Annotated in this window: 19 protein-coding genes and 1 pseudogene; 4 read left to right on the top strand and 16 right to left on the bottom strand. The window is 72.2% G+C overall.

Features of this window, described 5'->3' with window-relative positions; translation table 11 throughout:
• Position 1: 1 nt before the first annotated feature.
• The 7 genes from ABD126_RS26390 to ABD126_RS26360 all read right to left on the bottom strand — a co-directional run bounded on the left by ABD126_RS26390 (position 2) and on the right by ABD126_RS26360 (position 7,751).
• Positions 2 to 1,693 carry an ABC transporter ATP-binding protein gene (locus ABD126_RS26390; protein ID WP_343936620.1) on the bottom strand — a complete coding sequence of 564 codons (1,692 nt, stop codon included), beginning with the start codon at positions 1,691 to 1,693 and terminating at the stop codon, positions 2 to 4.
• The gene (locus ABD126_RS26385) at positions 1,690 to 3,492 is read right to left on the bottom strand and encodes an ABC transporter transmembrane domain-containing protein (protein WP_343936646.1); all 1,803 of its coding nucleotides are present in this window, start codon (positions 3,490 to 3,492) and stop codon (positions 1,690 to 1,692) included. The genes ABD126_RS26390 and ABD126_RS26385 overlap by 4 nt, the downstream gene beginning before the upstream one ends.
• Before the next feature lie 56 nt (positions 3,493 to 3,548).
• Positions 3,549 to 4,937 (bottom strand): hypothetical protein, encoded by a 1,389-nt coding sequence (locus ABD126_RS26380; RefSeq protein WP_343936619.1) that lies wholly within the window; start codon positions 4,935 to 4,937, stop codon positions 3,549 to 3,551.
• A complete protein-coding gene (locus tag ABD126_RS26375; RefSeq protein WP_343936618.1) occupies positions 4,934 to 6,124 on the bottom strand; it encodes a diaminopimelate decarboxylase family protein in 1,191 nt (396 codons plus the stop codon). Before ABD126_RS26375 ends, ABD126_RS26380 begins: the two co-directional genes overlap by 4 nt.
• Before the next feature lie 60 nt (positions 6,125 to 6,184).
• Positions 6,185 to 6,361, bottom strand: coding sequence for a hypothetical protein (locus ABD126_RS26370; protein WP_343936617.1), 177 nt, complete (start codon positions 6,359 to 6,361; stop codon positions 6,185 to 6,187).
• 62 nt (positions 6,362 to 6,423) lie between these two features.
• A complete protein-coding gene (locus tag ABD126_RS26365; RefSeq protein WP_343936616.1) occupies positions 6,424 to 7,497 on the bottom strand; it encodes an aKG-HExxH-type peptide beta-hydroxylase in 1,074 nt (357 codons plus the stop codon).
• Positions 7,494 to 7,751, bottom strand: coding sequence for a hypothetical protein (locus tag ABD126_RS26360; protein WP_343936615.1), 258 nt, complete (start codon positions 7,749 to 7,751; stop codon positions 7,494 to 7,496). The genes ABD126_RS26365 and ABD126_RS26360 overlap by 4 nt, the downstream gene beginning before the upstream one ends.
• A 298-nt stretch (positions 7,752 to 8,049) precedes the next feature.
• Here ABD126_RS26360 and ABD126_RS26355 point away from each other — a divergent pair, with 298 nt between their 5' ends.
• Entirely contained in the window at positions 8,050 to 8,469 is a 420-nt protein-coding gene (locus ABD126_RS26355; protein WP_343936614.1) for a ribonuclease domain-containing protein, read from the top strand.
• A gap of 46 nt (positions 8,470 to 8,515) precedes the next feature.
• On the opposite strand, the gene ABD126_RS26350 is transcribed toward ABD126_RS26355, so the two are convergent.
• From ABD126_RS26350 to ABD126_RS26340, 3 genes and pseudogenes are all read right to left on the bottom strand, one after another.
• Positions 8,516 to 8,950 carry a nitroreductase/quinone reductase family protein gene (locus tag ABD126_RS26350; RefSeq protein WP_343936613.1) on the bottom strand — a complete coding sequence of 145 codons (435 nt, stop codon included), beginning with the start codon at positions 8,948 to 8,950 and terminating at the stop codon, positions 8,516 to 8,518.
• Between the two features lie 18 nt (positions 8,951 to 8,968).
• On the bottom strand, positions 8,969 to 9,355 hold the full coding sequence (locus tag ABD126_RS26345; protein ID WP_343936645.1) for a cellulose binding domain-containing protein: 387 nt from the start codon (positions 9,353 to 9,355) through the stop codon (positions 8,969 to 8,971).
• 189 nt (positions 9,356 to 9,544) lie between these two features.
• Positions 9,545 to 10,969: pseudogene (locus ABD126_RS26340) on the bottom strand (endo-1,4-beta-xylanase); the annotation flags it as partial.
• A 186-nt stretch (positions 10,970 to 11,155) separates the two neighbouring features.
• On the opposite strand from ABD126_RS26340, the gene ABD126_RS26335 reads away from it, so the two are divergent.
• Positions 11,156 to 12,247 carry an NAD(P)/FAD-dependent oxidoreductase gene (locus tag ABD126_RS26335; protein ID WP_343936612.1) on the top strand — a complete coding sequence of 364 codons (1,092 nt, stop codon included), beginning with the start codon at positions 11,156 to 11,158 and terminating at the stop codon, positions 12,245 to 12,247.
• A gap of 359 nt (positions 12,248 to 12,606) precedes the next feature.
• On the opposite strand, the gene ABD126_RS26330 is transcribed toward ABD126_RS26335, so the two are convergent.
• The 3 genes from ABD126_RS26330 to ABD126_RS26320 are packed head-to-tail and all read right to left on the bottom strand — an operon-like array spanning position 12,607 to position 15,370.
• On the bottom strand, positions 12,607 to 14,151 hold the full coding sequence (locus ABD126_RS26330) for an SMI1/KNR4 family protein (RefSeq protein WP_343936611.1): 1,545 nt from the start codon (positions 14,149 to 14,151) through the stop codon (positions 12,607 to 12,609).
• 30 nt (positions 14,152 to 14,181) lie between these two features.
• Entirely contained in the window at positions 14,182 to 14,859 is a 678-nt protein-coding gene (locus ABD126_RS26325; RefSeq protein WP_343936610.1) for a hypothetical protein, read from the bottom strand.
• Between the two features lie 46 nt (positions 14,860 to 14,905).
• A complete protein-coding gene (locus ABD126_RS26320; RefSeq protein WP_343936609.1) occupies positions 14,906 to 15,370 on the bottom strand; it encodes a MarR family winged helix-turn-helix transcriptional regulator in 465 nt (154 codons plus the stop codon).
• Positions 15,371 to 15,502: 132 nt separating this feature from the next.
• Here ABD126_RS26320 and ABD126_RS26315 point away from each other — a divergent pair, with 132 nt between their 5' ends.
• On the top strand, positions 15,503 to 16,693 hold the full coding sequence (locus tag ABD126_RS26315; protein ID WP_343936607.1) for an MFS transporter: 1,191 nt from the start codon (positions 15,503 to 15,505) through the stop codon (positions 16,691 to 16,693).
• Here the strand turns inward: ABD126_RS26315 and ABD126_RS26310 are convergent.
• Positions 16,653 to 17,096, bottom strand: a complete 444-nt coding sequence (locus ABD126_RS26310) for a PPOX class F420-dependent oxidoreductase (protein WP_425542884.1) — start codon at positions 17,094 to 17,096, stop codon at positions 16,653 to 16,655. The two genes, ABD126_RS26315 and ABD126_RS26310, sit on opposite strands and share 41 nt — an antisense overlap.
• Positions 17,097 to 17,182: 86 nt before the next feature.
• Between ABD126_RS26310 and ABD126_RS26305 the strand changes: the two genes are divergently transcribed.
• Positions 17,183 to 17,944 carry a MerR family transcriptional regulator gene (locus tag ABD126_RS26305; RefSeq protein WP_343936605.1) on the top strand — a complete coding sequence of 254 codons (762 nt, stop codon included), beginning with the start codon at positions 17,183 to 17,185 and terminating at the stop codon, positions 17,942 to 17,944.
• On the opposite strand, the gene ABD126_RS26300 is transcribed toward ABD126_RS26305, so the two are convergent.
• Positions 17,941 to 18,207, bottom strand: a complete 267-nt coding sequence (locus ABD126_RS26300; RefSeq protein WP_343936604.1) for a hypothetical protein — start codon at positions 18,205 to 18,207, stop codon at positions 17,941 to 17,943. The genes ABD126_RS26305 and ABD126_RS26300 overlap by 4 nt on opposite strands.
• Positions 18,207 to 18,998, bottom strand: coding sequence for a hypothetical protein (locus tag ABD126_RS26295; RefSeq protein ID WP_343936602.1), 792 nt, complete (start codon positions 18,996 to 18,998; stop codon positions 18,207 to 18,209). The genes ABD126_RS26300 and ABD126_RS26295 overlap by 1 nt, the downstream gene beginning before the upstream one ends.
• Positions 18,999 to 19,013: the final 15 nt, after the last annotated feature.

Below are 19,013 nucleotides of genomic sequence, written 5' to 3'. Positions count from 1 at the left end.
ACTACTCCGCCGCGCCCACGACCGGCCGCCCGGACCACGCGGCCCACATGTCCGCGTACCCGCCGCCGGCCGCCAGCAACGCGGCGTGCGGGCCGTGCTCGACCACCCGCCCGTCGGCCAGCACCACGACCCGGTCCGCCCGCACGGCGGTGTCCAGCCGGTGCACGATCTGCACGACCGTCCGGCCCGCCAGCAGGACGTCCACGCCGTCCGACAACGCCTCGTCCAGCACGACCACCGGCGCGTCCTTGAGCACCACCCGGGCCAGGGCGAGCTGCCGGCACTGCGCGGGCGTGGGCCGGTAGGCGTCCGGGCCCAGCTCGGTGTCCAGGGCGAGGTGCGCGCCGACCGCGCCGAGCGCGGCGGTCAGGTCCGCGTCGGGGGCGTCGGGGCGGGCCAGGCGCAGGTTGTCGGCGACCGTGCCGTGGAAGACGTGGTCCTCCTGGGTCACCAGGGCGACGTGGTCGCGGGGCGCGGCGAGGTCGGTGACCGGCACGCCGCCGACGGCCACCCGGCCCGCGTCCGGCCGCAGCACCCCCGCGACGAGCATGGCCAGCGTCGACTTGCCCGCGCCGGACGGGCCGACCACCGCGACCCGTTCGCCGGGCGCGACGGTCAGGTCGATGCCGTGCAGCACCGGCCGGTCCGGGCGGTAGCCGAAGCGGAGGCCCGCGATCTCCAGGCCCGCGTCCGCCGGCAGCGGTCCTTCCCCGGTCCCGGGCGCGGGCGCGACGCCGAAGATGCGGGCGAACGCGGCGGACGCCGACTGCACCTCGCCGAACCAGTACGCCAGGTCGTCCAGCGGGGTGACCATGGCCCGGACGAACAACGCGATCGTGGCCACCTCGCCGATGTCCGCCCGACCGAGCACGACGAGCCACGCGCCCCACGCCAGCACCACCACCAGCGCCAGGTGGTAGCCGGCTTGGACGACCGGGAACCACCGCACCTGCAACCGCACCGGGCGCTTCGACGCTTCCTCCGCCCGCGCGACCCGTTCGGCGACCAACTGCCGCCGCCGTTCCCCGAGGCCCAACGCCTCGACCGTGGCCGCGCCACGCGCGGTCTCCGCGACGGCCGTGGTCAACGCGGCCTGCGCGGCCAGTTCGTCGGCGAACGCGGCGGGCGCGCGTCGGGTGAACCACCGCGTGGACAGGGCGATCAGCGGCAGGCCGACCACGCACGCGCCCGCGACCAGCGGGTTGACCAGGAACGCCGCCCCGACCGTCAGCACAGCGGTCAGGACGCCCACGACCGTCTCGGGCAGGCCGGTGCGGACGATGTCCCGAATGGACTCCAGGTCGGTCGTGGACCGGGACAGCACCTCGCCGGGGCCGACCCGTTCCACGGTGGACAGCGGCAGGGCGAGGACCCGTTCGGTGAAGTCCTCCCGCAGGTCGGCGAACACGACCTCGCCGAGCGTGAACGACAGGCGCGTGGCGACGAACGCCAGCCCGGCCTGGGCGAGCAGGGCGACGCCGATGAGCAACGCGACCACGTCCACCTCGGTGCCCTCGAACCCGGTGGTCACGCCGTCGACCAGCACGCCCAGCAGCACCGGTGGCGCCAGCCCGACCGCGACCGCCAGCAGGTGCACGACGAGCAGGCGGGCGAGGCGGGTCCGGTGCGTGGTGAGGAGGGTGGTGATCTCGCGGGCGACCGTGCGGCGGTCGGCGAGGGGAAGGGTGTTCATGCCGTCCCCCGGGTGACCAGGAGGCGGTAGGCGTCATTGGCAGCCACAAGCGTGTCGTGGGAACCGCTGACCGCGGTGCCGTCCGTGAGGAGCACGACCCGGTCGGCGACCTCCAGGAACGCCGGACTGGTGGTGAAGACGACGGTCGACCGGCCGCGCCGGGCCTCCTTCAGCCGACGGGCGACCTCGATCTCGGTGGCCGTGTCCAGGGCGCCGGTCGGGTCCACCAGCAACAGGTGCTCGGGATTGCCCAGGACCGCACGAGCCAACGCCAACCGCTGCCGCTGACCGCCGGAGAGCGTGCGGGCGTCCGCCCCGACCTCCGTGTCGAGGCCTTCGGGCAGCGCCGCCACGACGTCATCGGCGACAGCGGTCCGCAACGCGGCGGCGACCGCGTCATCCGGACTGGTCAGCCACGGGTCCACAGCTTCCCGGACAGTGCCCGAGAACAGTGCCGGATCGTCGTGCAGCGCAACCACGCGCCGCAGCAGTCGTGCGTCCAACTCATGAAGCGGAGCACCTCCCAACGTGGCCTCCCCGGGCACCACCCCGGCCAACCGAGCAGCACACCCGGCCGCGTCCCCCGTCACCACCGCCGTGAACACCCCTTGCGGCGCAACAAGTTCCCCATCGACCAGGTCCCCTCCCACTGGAGCGCGTCCGCCCTCCACCTGTTGCGGAACATCCAAAGCACGCACAACGTTGTCCGCCGCCACCACGGCCTCACTCCGGGTGGAGACGAACCCGGCCACCGACGACAACGGCTCCACCAGGAACGCCGCAGCGGCGAAGAACGCGACCAGTTCGCCGGCCGTGATCGCCCCGCCCACCGCCAACCGAGCCCCCAACCAGGTCACCACGACCAGGAACACCCCCGGCAACAGCAACTTGGCCGCCTCCAGGGCCGCCTGGGTGTGCGCAACCGCGACCCCCGCCGCACGCGTCCGCCGAGAGACGTCCCGGTACCGATCCCGAAACGCCCGCTCCGCCCCGATCCCCCGCAGCACCCGCAACCCGAGCGCGATGTCGGACCCAAGATCCCCCAGCCGCCCGAGCAACCCCCGGTGCTCCCGCTGGCGGTCCTCCAACGGCTCAGCCACCTTGGTGGTGACCCACATCACCACCGGCACGCCGACCAACACCACCACACCCAGCAGCGGCGACCCGGCCAGCAGGTAAACGGCAACCACCACCAAAGACACGCCGGCGGCGACCACCCGCGCCAACGCGTTCGGATAGTCCCCGATGTCATCGGTGTCGGTGGTGACGGACGTAGCCAAGTCCCCGGCCGAAACCCGCCCACCGGTCGCGCCGAGCCCGACCCGCAACTTCAACGAGCAAGCCACCCGAATCCGCAACCGAGCCGCCAACGCATACCGCCCCACACTCCCCACAACGGCAACCACGACCAGCCCGACCAACACCCCCACAGCCGCCACCACGCCGACACCGACGACAGCAGCATCCAGCACCCGCCCGATGGCCCAAGGCAGCAACGCCTCGGCAACCCCCTCCACCAACCCCAACCCGAGAACAACCCCCACCAACCCCCGCCGCTCCCGAACAACCCCTCGGAGCAACGCCCGCCCACTCCTGTCGGTCCCCCGTGAGAGGATGGACTCGGGGGCCGGAGGCCGCGCCCCGCGCGGAACGGCGGACGCAGACCCGGCGCTGAACGGCCCGGCACCTGGCGGCTCGGCACTTGGCGACTCGGCAACCGGCGACTCGGCAACCGGCGGCGGCCCACCCGGCGGCGACCCGGCAGTCGGTGATCCGGCCGGCGGCGGCCCACCAAGCATCCCCCCGGCGGCTGGCAGCTCGGCGGCTCGGGGCTCGGTGGTGTGGTCTGAAGGTGTCATGTCAGTGGTACCGGCTCCAGGTTCGGGTACTTCGCCTGCAACGCCGCCAGGTCGGGGAGGCCGCCGATCTCGCGCAGCACCTCCACCACCCCGTCCAGGAACGGCCCCTCCCGCGCCCCCGCCGCCACCTTGAACAGCCCCCGCCCCTCCGCCACCCGCGGCACGATCGTCTCGAACCGGTGCGACCGGAAGCCGAAGCTCGACCCGTGCGTGAACCGGATCCGCCGCCGCACCGCCTCCCGCCGCACCGCCGCCAGCACCAAGCCGTGCCCGACCAGCGTGTCCTCCGCCAGCCGCACGATCACGAACGGGCAGTGCCCCACACCCAGCAGCGACGGGTGCACGACCTCCGCGAACACCCCCTGCACGTCCGCGATCTCCGCCGCCACCCGCGCGTTGTTCGCCAGCACCGCCCCCGCGTGCCGCAGCTGCCAAGCCGGATCACCCACGAACGGCACGTCCAGCGCCGCCGCGTCCGCCACCGACGGCCCGGCCCCCGTGGTCGAGCGCGCCAACCGCAGCACCACGCCCAACTGCTCCGCCGTCGGCACCCCGCGCCCACCCCGCGAGTACACGTCCACGATCCCGAGGTTCGCCAGCTCCAACCCCTGCTGGTCCAGCTTCAGCCCGGAACGCACCTCCACCACCAGCACGTCCCCGCTCAACGCGCGCAGGACCCGGTCGGTGGGCCACACCGGCGACACCAGCGTCGTGTCCACCACCACGATCCGCGGCCGGACCGGCGACTCCCGCCACGCCCGCACCCACGCCCCGACGTCCACCGCGTCCAGCGACCAGTTGTAGCGCACGGGTTCCAGCAACAGCACTTCGCACGACAACGTCCCCGCCACGTCCCCGGGAGCGATCCGCCGCCACGAGAACACGCTCGACGACTGGTACTCCAGCAACAGGTCCGTCTCGAAGTAGTCCCCCCAGAACCCGACCGTCAGCGGACGCCGTTCGGTCGGCCGCAGCATGTGCGTCAACGACCCGAACAGGTGACCGAGCGCCGCCATGCACGACCGGAACACGACACACGTGTGCTCCCACCCCGGCGGCGGGTCCCCGGCACCCAGCCGCGACTCCAGGTCCGCCACCGGCAGGCTGCGCTCGTAGCTGTGGTCGAACGCCACGCCCGAGGGCAGGAACCGCGCGCCCTGCGAGTCCGGGGAACGGAAGTGCCGCTCGTCCAACGCGTGCCCGCGCCGCAGCAACAAGGCGCGGATGCGTTGGGCCGCGTCCTCCAGGTGGTGCTCCAGGTCCACGCCGTCGAGGTCGGTGTCGTGCAGCCACGCGCGGCACGCCTTCCACTCCGGCTCGTCCTCCGCGCCCTGACCGGCGGCGGAGTCGATCAGTCCGGTCAGCAGGTCCAGTTCGAGGCTCATGCCAGGCTCCGCAACGACCCGGCGGACCACGCGTGCTCGACCGGCGGGTCGATCCGGTTGAACCGCCGGGAGTTGGTCATCGTGTACGCGCCGGCGGCGGTGAGCACCAGCCGGTCGCCCGCCGCGCACGTCGGCAGGTCGAACGCCGTGACCGCCCCGCGCACGTCCGTGCCGAAGAAGTCGTTCTCGTACAACGTGTTCCCGGCGACCAGCGTCCGCCGCTCTGCGACGCCGGCCACGTCCGGGTCGGCGAGCAGGACCTCCGGCCGGTGCCACGGCGCGAGGTTCCACGCCGACGCGTCGACGGTCACCACGTCCGCCCCGAACGCCGGGTGGTCGCGTTCGACCGACAGCACCGACACGAACAGGAACCCGTGCGGTCCCAGGATCCCGCCGCCGGGTTCGAACTGCAGCGCCATCGGCCGCCCGGTCCGCGCGCGCCACGCCTCGACCTCCCGGCCGACCGTGCGCAGGCCCGCGAGGGCCCGGCCGCGACTGGCGTAGAGGCTGAAGAACCCGCCGCCGAGGTCGAGGGTGTCCACCGTCGGGAACGCCTCGGCGACGGCCAGCGCGTAGCGGGTCTTGTGCAGCAGGTGTTCGGGTGTCATCTGGCCGGTGTGCATGTGCAGGCGCACCAGCGGACAGCCCCACCGCGCCAGCACCGCGTGCCAGCGCGGGTCGGTCGCCTCCACCCCGAACCGGCTCACCCGGCCGAACGTGGACGCTTCGCGCTCGATGTCGTCGGGCAGCGGCACCCGCAGCCGCACCCCCACCGGGGACCCGGGGAACGACCGGCACAGCCGCTCCAACTGCTCGACCGACGACGCGTCGAGCACCACCCCGCCCGCGCGCAGCTCCACCGCGTCGGCGGTGGTGAAGGACGGCCCGGTGGCGGTGATCCGGTCGAACCCCGCCGCCCGCGCCAGCCGGTACTCGCCGATCGAGGCGACGTCCGCGCCCAGGCCGAGCGCCGCCAGTTCGGCGAGCACGGACGGGGTGTGGCAGGCCTTGACCGCCAGGTTGAGCGCGCCGATCCCGCCGACGTCCTCGACCAGGGTGGCCACGGACCGCCGCAACCCGTCCAGGTCGTAGACCAGCGCGGGTGTCGGCAGCGCCAGGGCGGCGCGGAACAGCTGCGCGGCGGGCGGCCGGACCAGCGGCGCGACCCGGCGGACGACACCGGACATCGGCACGGCGGACCTCCTCGATCGGCGTGCCGGGCGCGGCGCCACGCCCGGCACGGTGGATCAGCTCTTCGTCTTCGGCCGGTTCATCGCGAGGATGGACAGGTCCGTGCGGATCTCGCGGACGTCGCCCGCGATGACCTCGGTGTCGTCGGCGACACCCAGCTCGTCGATCGACAGGTCACCCGACGACGTGAACATCTCGGCGAGCGACTTCTCCAGTGCGGCAATGGATTCCATGGCGCATTCACCTCCCCCTTGTGCTCGGCTGTGCGAACGCGTGGCGGCGGTGCCGCGGAGGGTCAGCCGTGGACGGCGTCGGCGTGCGCCCGCAACGGCGAACCGTCCGGGAGCACCGCGCCGCCCAGCTCCTCCACGACCTCCGCCAGCCACGACGTGAATCGCCGACCGTCCAGGCCCAGCTCGGCGCGCGCCCCGGGTGTCGCCGTGCCCGCGGCGAAGTGGCGGGCGCGGGCCCAGGAGGTGGCGAGCCGACGGGCGAGGACGGCCGGCCCCTGCGGGACCAGGTCGCCGTGGCCCAGCAGGGAGAGGTAGAGCACGGTCTGGTGGGTGTAGACGTGGTAGGCGGCCAGCGCGCGGTCGACGCTGAACTCCCGGTCGCCGCCCCACGGCACGGGGATGCGGTGGCTCTGCTCGTCCACGTACCCGCGGCGCAGGATCTCGCGCGCCACCCCGATGTCGGCGAGCTTCTGGTGCAGGGACTCGTGCAGGACGATCTCGGCGGCCTCGGCCTCGTCGGCGAACACGCCCGCGTTGACGAAGATCAGCAACGGGGTGCCGGCGTAGTAGCCGCTGCCCATCGCGCCCTCGAACAGGCCCACGCCCGCGACCGAGCGCACGGTCTCCGCGCCCAGCAAGGGAAGTGCGCGGTCGAGGGTGGACAGCGTCCGGCCCAGCGCCGCGTCGTGCTCCGGTGTGGGCGCGACCGCCGTGACCACCGCCGCGTCGCTCGCGGAGGCCATGGAGGCGTTGAAGCGGGCCACGACCTCCTCGCCGACCGGGTCGCCGCGCCACCCGCGCAGGGCGTGCGGCAGGTCGGCGGACCGGGTGTCGGCGCCGAGGTGGGTGCGGGGCAGGTCGAGGTACTCCGCGACGACCCGGCGGCCCTCGTCGTCGTCACCGGCGAGGAAGGCGCGCAGCGCGGAGTCCAGCGTGCCCCGGCGCAGGCTCTCCAGCTGCGGCGCGGCGGCGGCGTCGAGGCCGGTGACCCCGCACCGGTGCGCGCACAGCCGGCCCAGCCCCCGGTAGTAGGCCGTCGCGGTGCGGCGGATGTCGTCGGCGTGGCCGAACACCCCCGACGCGAGCTTGCGCTCCTGGGCGGTGGCCAGGCCGCCCGGCAGCGTCCCGGCGGTCACGCGGCACGCTCCACCAGGCCGTGGCGGCGCAGCATCGCGACCTGGCTGTCCACGACCTGCCCGGCGCGCTCCGGACCCGCGCCCATGACGTCGGCCAGGCGCTGCACGACCGCGTCGCGCGGGCTGCCGTCGCACAATTCGAGCACGTACCACGTGAGGCGGTCGAGCACGCTGACCGAGAATGGTTCGCGCACGAACACGAATGCGGCGGACAAATCCGCGTACGGTTCCAGCTCCCAGCCGGACGTGCGCACCAACACTTCTCCCGGGCGTGCGTCACCGCCCGGGGCACGGTTTTCCCCCACTGCCGCTCCCCCTGTTACCGCAGGCCCCGAGGGGCCATCCCCACCACGAACGTACCAGCACGTGACGAGAAAGGAACAGGAAGAAGAACATTCCACCCGATACGGGAAAGCGCACCAAAAATAGTCACCCGATCGATGTAACACGGGACGTTCACCGACTCTTGGTGATCCATTTCGTAGCTCAAACGGGCGATATCCGCCACGATCGTGAGCGTTCACCTCTCCGCAACCCTGCCAAGGAGGTTCCGTGCAGACCCTGGACCGCACCCGGCTCTCCTGGACCAAGCGCCTGCTCGTCGCGCTGAGCGCGCTGGCGTCCGTGCTCGGCGTCACCGCGGTGGCCGGCCCGGCCGCCGACGCGACCGTCTACAGCTCCTGCACCATGACCCGCTGCGCCGACGCCCGGTCGGCCAACTCGACGTGGTCGGCGAAGGGCTACCCCGGCTCGCGCGGGTGGTACAGCTGGCCCAACGGTCAGTGCAACTTCGCCGGCGGCACGTTCTACAACCGCGAGGGCCAGCTGCCCAGCGGCCGGTCCTACCTGGAGTTCGACGTCTACCCGCGCGCGTGCGGCGCGTCGCGCGACGCCTACCGGATCGTGGTGGACCGGACCACGGGCGCGGTCTACTTCTCGCCCAACCACTACGGCGACTTCTACCGCCTGTGAGGACGGGCTCGCGCCGCCCCCACGGGATCGGGGGCGGCGCGAGCCGTCAGGCGCGTTCGAACACCACGATCGGGATCTCCCGCGCCAAGGCCTTCTCGAACACCGCGAACCGGGACTTGGCGGCGCGGAACAGGTCGGCCAGCTCCTCCCGCTCCTCACCCCGGGCGATGCGCGCGGTGGCCTTGAGGGTCCGCGTGCCGATCTCCACCGTGACGTCCGGCCGGGCGAGCACGTTGTGGTACCAGCCGGGGTTGTTGGGCAGACCGCCGTTGCCCGCCGCCACGACCCACCGGTCACCGGCGGACAGGTAGCGCAGCGGGGTCACCCGTTCGATACCGGACTTCACACCGACGTGGTGCAACAGGAGCAGGGTGCGTCCCTCCGTAACACCTCCGTTGGCGCGGAAGTCCTCGATCACCCGCTGGTCGTGCGCACGGCGTTCGTCCGCCGTGGACCCGCCGGTCGTGGTCTGCTCGGTCATGGCGGAGATCCTGGCACGTCAGGGCGTCCGGCAGGACACGGTCGGGTTCGCCCACTGGCCGTTGGCCATGACGGTGAAGCCGAACGTGGTGCTGGCGCCCGCGGCGAGGTTGCCGTTGCCGTTGGGCTTCATGGTCATCACGTTGCCGCTGGAGTCCCAGCTCGGCGTGCCGTTCCACGTGGCCGACACCCGCTGCGGCGCGGTGACGGTGACGGCCGCGGTCCAGCTCGTGATCGCCGAGGAGCCGGCGGTGATGGTGACCTCGCCGTTGAAGCGGTCGCCCCACTGCTGGGTGGTGCGGTAGGTGGCGGTGCAGGAGCCGGCGGGCGGCGGCGTGGTGGTGGTCGTCGTGCCCGGCGGGGTGTCGGTGGGCGCGACGGCGCGGCCGGTGCTCGGCGAGATCATGCCGGTGCACAGGCCGCGGGACTTCAGGTTCGCGACGATCTGCGGGATGGCGTTGATCGTCGTCTGGTAGCCGTCGTGCATGAGGATCACGCCGCCGGCCTGCAGGTTCGACGCGGCCTGCACGATCTGCGCGGTGCTCGCGCCGTTCCAGTCCTGCGAGTCGACGCTCCACAGCACCTCGGTGAGGCCGAACTGCGCCTCGACCGCCTTGAGCGTGCTGTTGGTCTCGCCGTAGGGCGGGCGGAACAGCTTGGGCGCCTCGCCGGTGGCCTGCTGGATCGCCTGCTGGGTCTGGCTGATCTCGGAGGTCATCTGCGCCTGGCTGAGCTGGGTCATGTGCGGGTGGCTCCACGAGTGGTTGCCGATCCAGTGGCCGGCGTCCTTCTGGGAGCGGGTCAGCGACGGGTTCGCGGAGACCTTGTTGCCCTGGTTGAAGAACGTGGCCCGGGCGCCGGCGGAGCGCAGCGCGCCGATCACCTGGCTGGTGGTGCTCGCGTTGGGGCCGTCGTCGAAGGTCAGCGCCACGTACCCGGAACGGCAGTCCGCCGGCGGCGCGGACGTGGTCGTCGTGGTGGTGCTCGGCGTGCCGGCGGCGTTCAGGGCGTTGAGGACCGAGGTGTAGGCGGCCTTCTTGTTGCCGGAGGAGTCGAACAGGAGCGGGGTGCCGGACGCGCGCCACGAGTCGCTGTCACGGATGCCCCAGACGGTGATGCCGGTGCAGCGCGACACGGCCAGGCACGCCTGCACGACGCCCTGGTACTGCTGCGCCTGCGTGCTGCCGGAACCCTCGATGTCCAGCTCGGTGATCTGCACGTCCACGCCGAGGTTGGCGAAGTTCTGCAACGTGGTGTGGTAGTTCGAGGGGACGGGGTTGCCGCTGTTGAAGTGCGCCTGGAAGCCGACGCAGTCGATCGGGACGCCGCGGGACTTGAAGTCCTGGACCATCCGGTAGACGGCCTGGGTCTTGGCGTGCGACCAGTTGTCGGTGTTGTAGTCGTTGTAGCAGAGCTTGGCGTCGGGATCGGCGGCGCGGGCGGCGCGGAAGGCGGCCTCGATCCAGTCGTTGCCGGTGCGCTGGAGGTTGGAGTCGCGGCGGGCGCCGGTGCTGCCGTCGGCGAAAGCTTCGTTGACGACGTCCCAGGCGTAGATCTTGCCGCGGTAGTAGGTGGCGACCTGGGTGACGTGGTTGAGCATGGCCTGGCGCAGGGCGCTGCCTTCCATGCTCTGCATCCAGCCGGGTTGCTGGGAGTGCCAGGCCAGGGCGTGGCCGCGGACGCGTTTGCCCTGGTTGCGGGCGTGGTTCACGATCCGGTCGGCGTTGGTGTAGGTGAACTGGCCGCGGTTGGGCTCGGTCGCGTCCATCTTCATCTCGTTCTCGGCCGTGACCATGTCGAACTCGCGGTTGAGGATGCCCACGTAGGTCGAGTCGCTCAACTTGTTCGCGGCCACGGCGGTGCCGAAGTACCGGCCGCTCTCGGCGGCGGCGGAGGCCAGCGTGGTGCCGGCGCTGGCGACCAGCGGCAGGGCCAGGGCCGCCGCGCTCAGCAGCCCGAGGGCGCCGGTGACGGCCGCTATCCGGCGCGGTGTGCGCCGGTCGGCGTCGTTCTTGGACATCATCGTCCTCCAAAGCGCAAAAGTTTCGGTCGAGTTATCGACAGTTTCGGCAAGCTTGAGCGCTCGAATTGAGATCGTCAAGGAATCGGCGACCAAGGGAGACGGGCGGTCGTGGTTGCCAAATCGGCAACGAAGTTTGCCCAATCGGCCAGGGCGGGCGCAGTGTGGTCCGCGGAGGTGGTCACGATGACCCGGTCAGTGGTGAAGCAGTCGGCGGCGAAGCAGTCGGTGGCGAAGCAGAAGGTGGCGGCGCGGTCGGTGGCGGCGCGGGAGCTGTCGAGCAGGTACGACGTGGTGGTGGTCGGCGGCGGTGCGGCCGGGCTGAGCGGTGCGCTGATGCTGGCCCGGTCGCGGCGGTCGGTGCTGGTGGTCGACTCGGGCGCGCCGCGCAACGCGCCCGCCGAGGGTGTGCACGGCCTGCTCGGGCACGACGGCGTGAAGCCCGCGGACCTGGTGGAGCGAGGACGCGCGGAGGTACGCCGGTACGGCGGGCAGGTGGTGCACGGCGAGGTGGCCGGGGTGGTGCGGGCGGACGCCGGTTTCACGGTGTCGTTGGCCGACGGCCGGTCCGTGCACGCCCGACGGTTGCTGGTCGCCAGTGGTCTGGTGGACGAGTTGCCGCCGGTGGACGGCCTGCGCGAGCGGTGGGGGCACGACGTCGTGCACTGCCCGTACTGCCACGGGTGGGAGGTGCGGGACCGGGCGATCGGCGTGCTGGCCTCCGGGCCGATGTCGGTGCACCAGGCGTTGCTGTTCCGGCAGTTGAGCGACGACGTGACCTACTTCGCGAACAATCGCCCCCTGTCCGATGAGGACGCCGAGAAGCTCGCCGCCCTGGGGGTGCCGGTCGTGGCCGGCGAGGTGAAGGCCGTGGAGGTCGCCGACGACCGCGTGGCCGGCGTCCGCCTGTCCGACGGCACGGTGGTCGCCCGCGAGGTGGTGGCCGTGGCGACCCGGATGGTCGCCCGCGCCGACTTCCTCGCGGGACTGGGCCTGCACGCCGTGGAGCACCCTTCGGGCGCGGGCGTGCACGTGCCGGCGGACGCGGCTGGTCGCACCGAGGTGCCGGGCGTGTGGGTGGCCGGCAACGTCACCGAGCCCTCCGCCCAGGTCGGCGCGTCGTCGGCCGCGGGCGCAGCCGCCGGCGCGCAGATCAACGCGGACCTGGTCGCCGAGTCGGCGAGGTGGGCGGTGGACACGCACCGCTCCCCCTTCGCCCACGCCTCCGAGGCCCACAACGCGGACCGAGTGGCAGGCACCCGCCGCCACGGCCTCTGAACACACGCCAACCAACCCCGCCGCCCCACCAACGCCGCCCCACCAACGCCGCCCCACCAACGCCGCCCCACCAACGCCGCCCCACCAGCGCCGCCCGCGCCGACCTCGCCGCCCAACCAGCGCCGCCCTACCCCGCTGGCCCGCCAGCGCCGCCCAACCAGCGCGCCCAAGTTGGCGCGGCCGGGTCAGCGCACCCGAGCCAGCGCGACTGGGGTAGCGCGGCCGGGCCGGGGTGGCGGGGTTAGCGCAGGGCGGGTCAGCGCGGTCCGGTCGGCGCGCCCAACCCAGCCAGGCCGGTCACGGCGGCGGGGTCGACGCAGGCCGGGCCGGGCCGGCGCGAGTGGGTCGGCGCGGATGGGTCAGTGGGTGGCGAGGAGCCAGTGGGACCAGTCGACCACCTCCAGCACCCGCGAATTGCCCGCCCGTCGCGCACCCGCGAGGTGGGCGGGCAGGCGGCCCGAGGCGCGCAGGACCGCCCACTGGTCGCCGGACAGGGTCAGCGCTCGCACGTCCAGGTCCGCCAAGCCCGCCACGTCGTCCACCTCCGCCCCCGACAGGTCCACACAGGACAGTGCCGGCAGCTTGGCCAGGTCCGCTGTTCGCACCTTCCCACCCTTCACCGTCAGGTCCCACAGGGCCGGGTGGCCGGCCAGCTCCGACAGGTCGGCCTCCCGCGCCTCCAGGCTCAACGCCTCCACGGTGTCCGGCAGGCGCAGGTGGACCCGGCCCGCGCGGTTGATGCTCAGGTTGCGCAGCCTCGGTGTGGCGGTCAGCGCGCGCAGGTCGAGGGTCTCGGCGTCGTTCAGGTACAGCTGCTGGACCTGCTCGCGGTTCTGGACGTCTGCCAGGACTTCCGCCAGGTCCCGCGACCCGACCGACTCCGAGGCGTCGTAGTCCACGTCCTCGTCGTACAGCGGCACGATCAGGCGGCCCGAGCCCTCGGCCGGCTCGACGTCGTCGCGCCGCAGCTTCTCCAGCACCGCGCTCATCCGCGCCGTGACCGACTCGGCCACGTACCCGACCGGGCCGAAGAAGTCGCGGCCGTAAGCGATCAGCTGACCCGGTGTGCCCGCCGGACCCGGGTCGAGGTCCACGGCGCAGTAGTTGCCGGCCAGGTCCGTGAAGGCGACCACCCACCAGTCGCTGCGGGACACGCGCCGCACCACGCCCGGCGGGTCTGCCTCCAGGACCACCCGGTCGAGCGCGAACACGCCGTCGTTCCAGCCCCACGCCCCCGGCTCGCCCTCCAGGTACTCCGACACCACCTCGCGCAACGGCATGAGCTTGTACCGGCCCAGCACACCGGTCTCCCGCATGTCGTCGCCGATCAACAGGTACAGCGCCCGCACCTCCTCGGGCAGCCGCAACCCCATCTCCCGCTCCGCGGCGGCCAACTCCTCCTCGGTGCGCACCTCGCCGAACTCCGGGTCGCGTCCGGTCAGTCTTCGGTGGTGCCCGACGAACTCCTCCAGCAACTCCCCGACCCGCCGCACCGCCTCGGGATCGGTCGGCGCACCGGTGGGTTCCACCCCAGCCGGACGCGGCATGCCGGGCCGCGGGTGGTGCGGGTGGCGGTACTCCGGGTCGAGCACCACCGTGTCGGCCGAGGCACCGCCCGGCGCGAAGGCGTGCGCGAACTCCGCACCGCCGCGCCCGTCCAGCGCCACCTCGACCACGAGCGTCCGGGTCTCGCCGGGTGGTCGCAGGGCCGCCTCCAACTCGCGGATCAGGTCGAACCGCTCGAAGGAGGCGTCACCACCCATCGGCCCCCTGTCGGGGAACATCTTGAACGACCAGGACCCGCCGGTCATCACGACCTGCCACACACCGGGGCGGCCGGGGGCCAACTCCCGCTCGGCGATCCGGGCCACCGCTGCCACCAGAACTTCGCGATCTTGAGTCATGGGGTGAGTGTCGCACCGGGGTACGACAATTCAGCGCGGTCCGGCGAACAGGTCCACCACCGGGTCCCACCGGTTGCGCCGGTCCGGCGGGAACCGCCGCAGCGACTTGGCGAGCCGCCGCGACCCCGGCCGGTACCAGCGACGCGCCCACGGCGAGCCCGGTCGCGCGACCCGGCACGTGGCGTACAAAGCCAGCAGCGGCACGAAAAGTCCGCAGATGCCCAGCAGCGTCCGTCCTTTGAGGATCGCCGCCACGGCGAACACGAGGTTCACCGCCACCACCAGCACCGCGGCCAGGCTGCCGTCGTCCGGGTCGTCGTCGAACGGCGAGAACCCCGCCAGCAACAGCAGTCCGACCACGACCGCGACCAGCACGGCGTCCACCGACCGCCGCCCCTCCGGACCCCAGTAGACGTCGTCCAGCCGCAACCACAGCGCGAACTCGTCCAACGTCAACGCCGCCCCGATGCCGAACCCGACGGCCGTGGCGTCCGCCCACCCGTCGGCGGGCCGGAACACCAGCGCGGTCGCGCCCGTCCCCAACAGCAAGAAGATCCCGAACACCTGGTGGTGCACGTGGACCCCGCCCACCGAGATGTCCCGGAACGGCCCACGCCCGGCACGGATGAGCCGCGTCACCACGCGCGTGACGACGAAGGCGACCACGAAAGCGCCCAGCATCCACGCGACGACCGACCGATCCACCACGCCCGGCACTGTCGCACCAGGGCACCGCCGGCGCCGGCCGGAGCGGCTACGAAGCGCGCTCGGTCCCCAACGCCTCCACGGCCTCGACCAACGGCAAGAGCGCCGCGTCCTTGCGGGCTTCATCGAGGGCTTCCCGCAGCGCGGCACCGTGCGTGGGGCGAGCCTCGTCCAGAAGCGTCAGACCGGCCTCGGTCACGTCGGTGTAGATGCCACGCCGGTCGGTCGGGCACAGGTAGCGCGACAGCAGGCCGCGCTCCTCAAGGCGCGTCACCAGGCGCGTAGTGGCGCTCTGGCTGAGCACGACCGCGTTGGCGACCTGGTGCATCTGGAGGTGGCCACCCTCGCCGTTGTGCTGCCGGCTGAGCACTTCGAGCAGCGAGAACTCCCGCACGCTCAGGTCGTGCCCAGCCTGCAAGGCCCGCTCGACGCGGCCCTCGATGCGGTCGTGCAGGACCGACAGCGCGCACCAACCGGCAGCGAGCGCCGTCATGGAGGGGGTGGTGGCGGTCATCGTCCTGGCCTTTCACTCGTCCGGAGGGACATCCGTCACGTTAGCACAACCCGCGCTTGCAAGTATCCAGCGTCTGCAATTACCGTCGGACGCCTGTACAAGCCTGTTGCAAGTCATCGGGAAGGTCCTCTCATGCCTTTCGCGCTCGTGGCGCTGGCCATCGGTGCATTCGGGATCGGCACCACCGAGTTCGTCATCATGGGCGTGTTGCCCCAGGTCGCCGCCGACTTCGGCGTCACCATCCCCACCGCGGGCTGGCTGGTGACCGGCTACGCGCTGGGTGTCGTCCTGGGTGCCCCTCTGCTGACCGTGTTGGGCACCAGGGTGTCGCGCAAGAAGATGCTCATGTTCTTGATGGGTCTGTTCATCGTGGGCAACGCCCTGTCCGCCGTGGCACCCGTGTTCGCCGTGATGCTCACCGGTCGCGTTGTCGCCTCACTGGCGCACGGGGCGTTCTTCGGCGTCGGGTCCGTGGTCGCGGCGGGGTTGGTCGCCCCGGAGAAGAAGGCGTCGGCGATCTCCCTGATGTTCATGGGGTTGACGCTGGCCAACGTGGTGGGTGTGCCGGGCGGGACGTTCATCGGCCAGGAGGTGGGCTGGCGGGCCACGTTCGCCGTGGTCACGGCGCTGGGAGTCGTGGGGTTGCTGGGCGTGGCGAAGCTGGTGCCCGAGGGCGGCCGTCCCGAGGGGGTGACCGTGCGGACGGAGTTCGCGGCGTTCCGGAACGTCCAGGTGTGGCTGGCCATGGCGATGACCGTGCTCGGCTTCGGCGGTGTGTTCGCCGCCGTGACCTACATCGCGCCGATGATGACCGAGGTCACCGGGTACTCCGCCGGCGCGGTCACGTGGCTGCTGGTGCTGTTCGGGGTCGGCATGTTCGTCGGGAACCTGGTCGGCGGCCACTTCGCGGACCGCGCCCTGATGCCGATGTTGTTCACCTCATTGGGTGGTCTGGCGCTTGCCCTGCTCATGTTCACCTTCACGGCGCACGACCGCGTCCTTGCGGCGATCACGTTGACGCTCGTGGGCGCACTGGGCTTCGCCACCGTGCCGCCGCTGCAAAAGTGGGTCCTCGACCAGGCCTCCGCCGCGCCCACCCTGGCGTCGGCGGCGAACATCGGCGCGTTCAACCTGGGCAACGCCCTGGCCGCGTGGCTGGGCGGTCTCGTGATCAGCGCGGGTCTGGGCTACACCTCGCCGAACTGGGTCGGCGCGCTCCTGTCCGGCACCGCGCTGCTGCTCGCGCTGCTGGCGGCGGCGCTCGACCGCCGGAACCGCGGTGTCACCGTTCCGGTGGACGCGATGGCCCCGAGCCGGGTCTGAACGGCTCCACGCCGACCACGTGCCGGGCGTGCGTCGGCTGCACCACGACCTTGACCCGCTGCTCACCGGGCACCCGCCACGCGAAGTGCTCCACGCCCAGGTACTTGCGCGCCAACGCGTCGATGGACCGGTCCGCCTCCTCACCGAGAACGAACTCCACCGCCCGGCCCCGGATCACCACCCGGTCGTAGGGGTCGGCCGGATCGACGCACGACAGCGACAGCCGCGGGTCGCGGCGCAGGTTCTCCTCCTTCACCCGCCCCACGGCCGTGTTGAACACGATGTGGTCATCCTCGATGTCCACCCACATGGGTGACACGTGCGGCGATCCGTCGGGGTTGACCGTGGCGAGGTGCCAGAAGTGCGCCGCCGCGACCCGTGCCCGAACCCGATCACTCAACACCGCGCCTCCCCCGGCTCGGCGGACATTGTCGCGCGGTGGGGGTGGTCGGACCCAGTCCCCGGACGGCGGCACTTCGGCCTCGGTCCATGCTGGTGCCCGTGGACGCGGAGTTGCTGCCGATCGGGCAGTTCGCCAGGTTGAGCCGGTTGAGTGTCAAGCAGTTGCGGCACTACGCCGAACTCGGCCTGCTGGTGCCGGCGCACGTGGACGTCGCCACCGGTTACCGGTACTACCGGCGCGACCAGGCGCGACAGGCGTTGTCGATCGGCCTGTTGCGGTCGTTGGACGTTCCACTGCCGGTCGTCGCCGCCGTGTTGGCGGGGTCGGCGGAGGCGCTGGAGGACGTGCGTCGGGCGCAGGAGGAGGAGTTGGCGCGGCGGCGGCGCACCCTGGCGGCGTTGCAGCGCGTGATGTCCGACGGGTTGCCCGCGACACCCGTTCAGGTGGTCTTCGAGCCCGCGCGACGGGTGGTGGTGGCTTCGGAACGGGCGGCCGACCCGACCGACGTGGCTCGGGCGACGTCGGCCGCCGTGGCCCGACTGCTGCCGAGAGCCGTTGTGCCGCAACTGATCGGGCTGTTCCCGGTGGGGATGGTCGACGCGTTCGAGGTCCGCGTCGCGCTGGTGGCCGACGACGGCGACGAGGTGCTGCCGGGCGGGACGTTCGCCCGCGCCACCCACGTCGGTCCCTACGACCAGGTCCCGCTCACCGCCCACGCCCTGCTGACCTGGTGCGTCGAGCACGGGCACCCGCTGCGGGGCCCGCTGCGCGAGGTCTACGTCTCCGACCCCGCCACCGCCTCGCCCGACGACCTGGTCACCCACTTGATGATCCCCTTGGCGGACTAGCTCTCCACGACGGGCTCGGTCAGCACGTAGACCGGGTCCGTCAGACCGTGGGACACCGGCCCGCCCGGGCGCACTGTCGGCGGCACAAGCCGCAGGACACCCGTTACACGCACGTCCTGACCGGCTCTTCCGCCCCATGCGGCCAAGTGCTGCACGTAGACGGGAAGTTCGCCGCCTTCGGGCACCACCACGGCTCCCGCGTGCGCGTTGTGCGCGGTGCCGTGCAGGGTGATCCGCTGTCCCACGTGGACGTTGAGGTCCATCACGGCACCCTGGCGAACGCGACCGTGTAGACCTGCGCGTCGAAGTCGAGCAGTGGGCGCGAGTAGAACCGGCTCGTGCTCTGGTAGACGACCATGCCGGGTTCGGCGTGGTTGGCGTGCCACCAGTTGCGGTTGTCCTCGTCGTACCAGCCGTAGTCGAAGTTCACGTACCCCGGACGGGCGACGTACCGGTACTTGCCCATGTCCACCTGCCCGGTGGTCGGGTCGGGCCGGAACACCGCGGCGGCCTGCTCGTCTGTCCAAGACGGGTCCTGCTTCCTCCAGAACCGCTTGGAGAACAGCGCCGCGGTCAGCTCGCTGGAGTCGATCCACGACGGGTAGGCCGACAGCACGTTGCGCAAGCCGCTCAACAGCGGGTGCCGCCGGACCTGGGCCGCGTACTCGCGCGCGGTCGGCCGTGACGCCAGGATCTCGTTCAACGCGGCTTGCACCGCCCGCGCCCGCTTGAAGGTGTCGAACGACAGCCCCAACGGCGGGTTGACCACGTCGTCGCGTTCCAGGTTCACCACGGTCACGCCGATGCACCCCCGCGCGAGCGTAGCGCGCTCGTCGTCGGTCATCGGACGGCCGTGCTGCTCCTCCCACGCCGCGATGTAGTCGGGCACCGACCACTCAAGGTGGGAGACGCCGGGCGGCAACGGCGGCGCGATGGGCGGTCGGGCGACGGCCGTGTCACCGGGCGGCGCGGCGAGCGCGTGGGCCGTGGGCACCACGGCGACACCCAAGCCCAGGACGACCGCCGCCAGCACACGTACCAACCACGTGGACACTTGCTGACCTCGCGT

Origin of the sequence: Saccharothrix mutabilis subsp. mutabilis (genome assembly GCF_039521145.1) — a bacterium.
In the GTDB taxonomy this organism is placed as follows: domain Bacteria; phylum Actinomycetota; class Actinomycetes; order Mycobacteriales; family Pseudonocardiaceae; genus Actinosynnema; species Actinosynnema mutabilis.
This window is presented reverse-complemented; position numbering and strand designations above follow the sequence as displayed.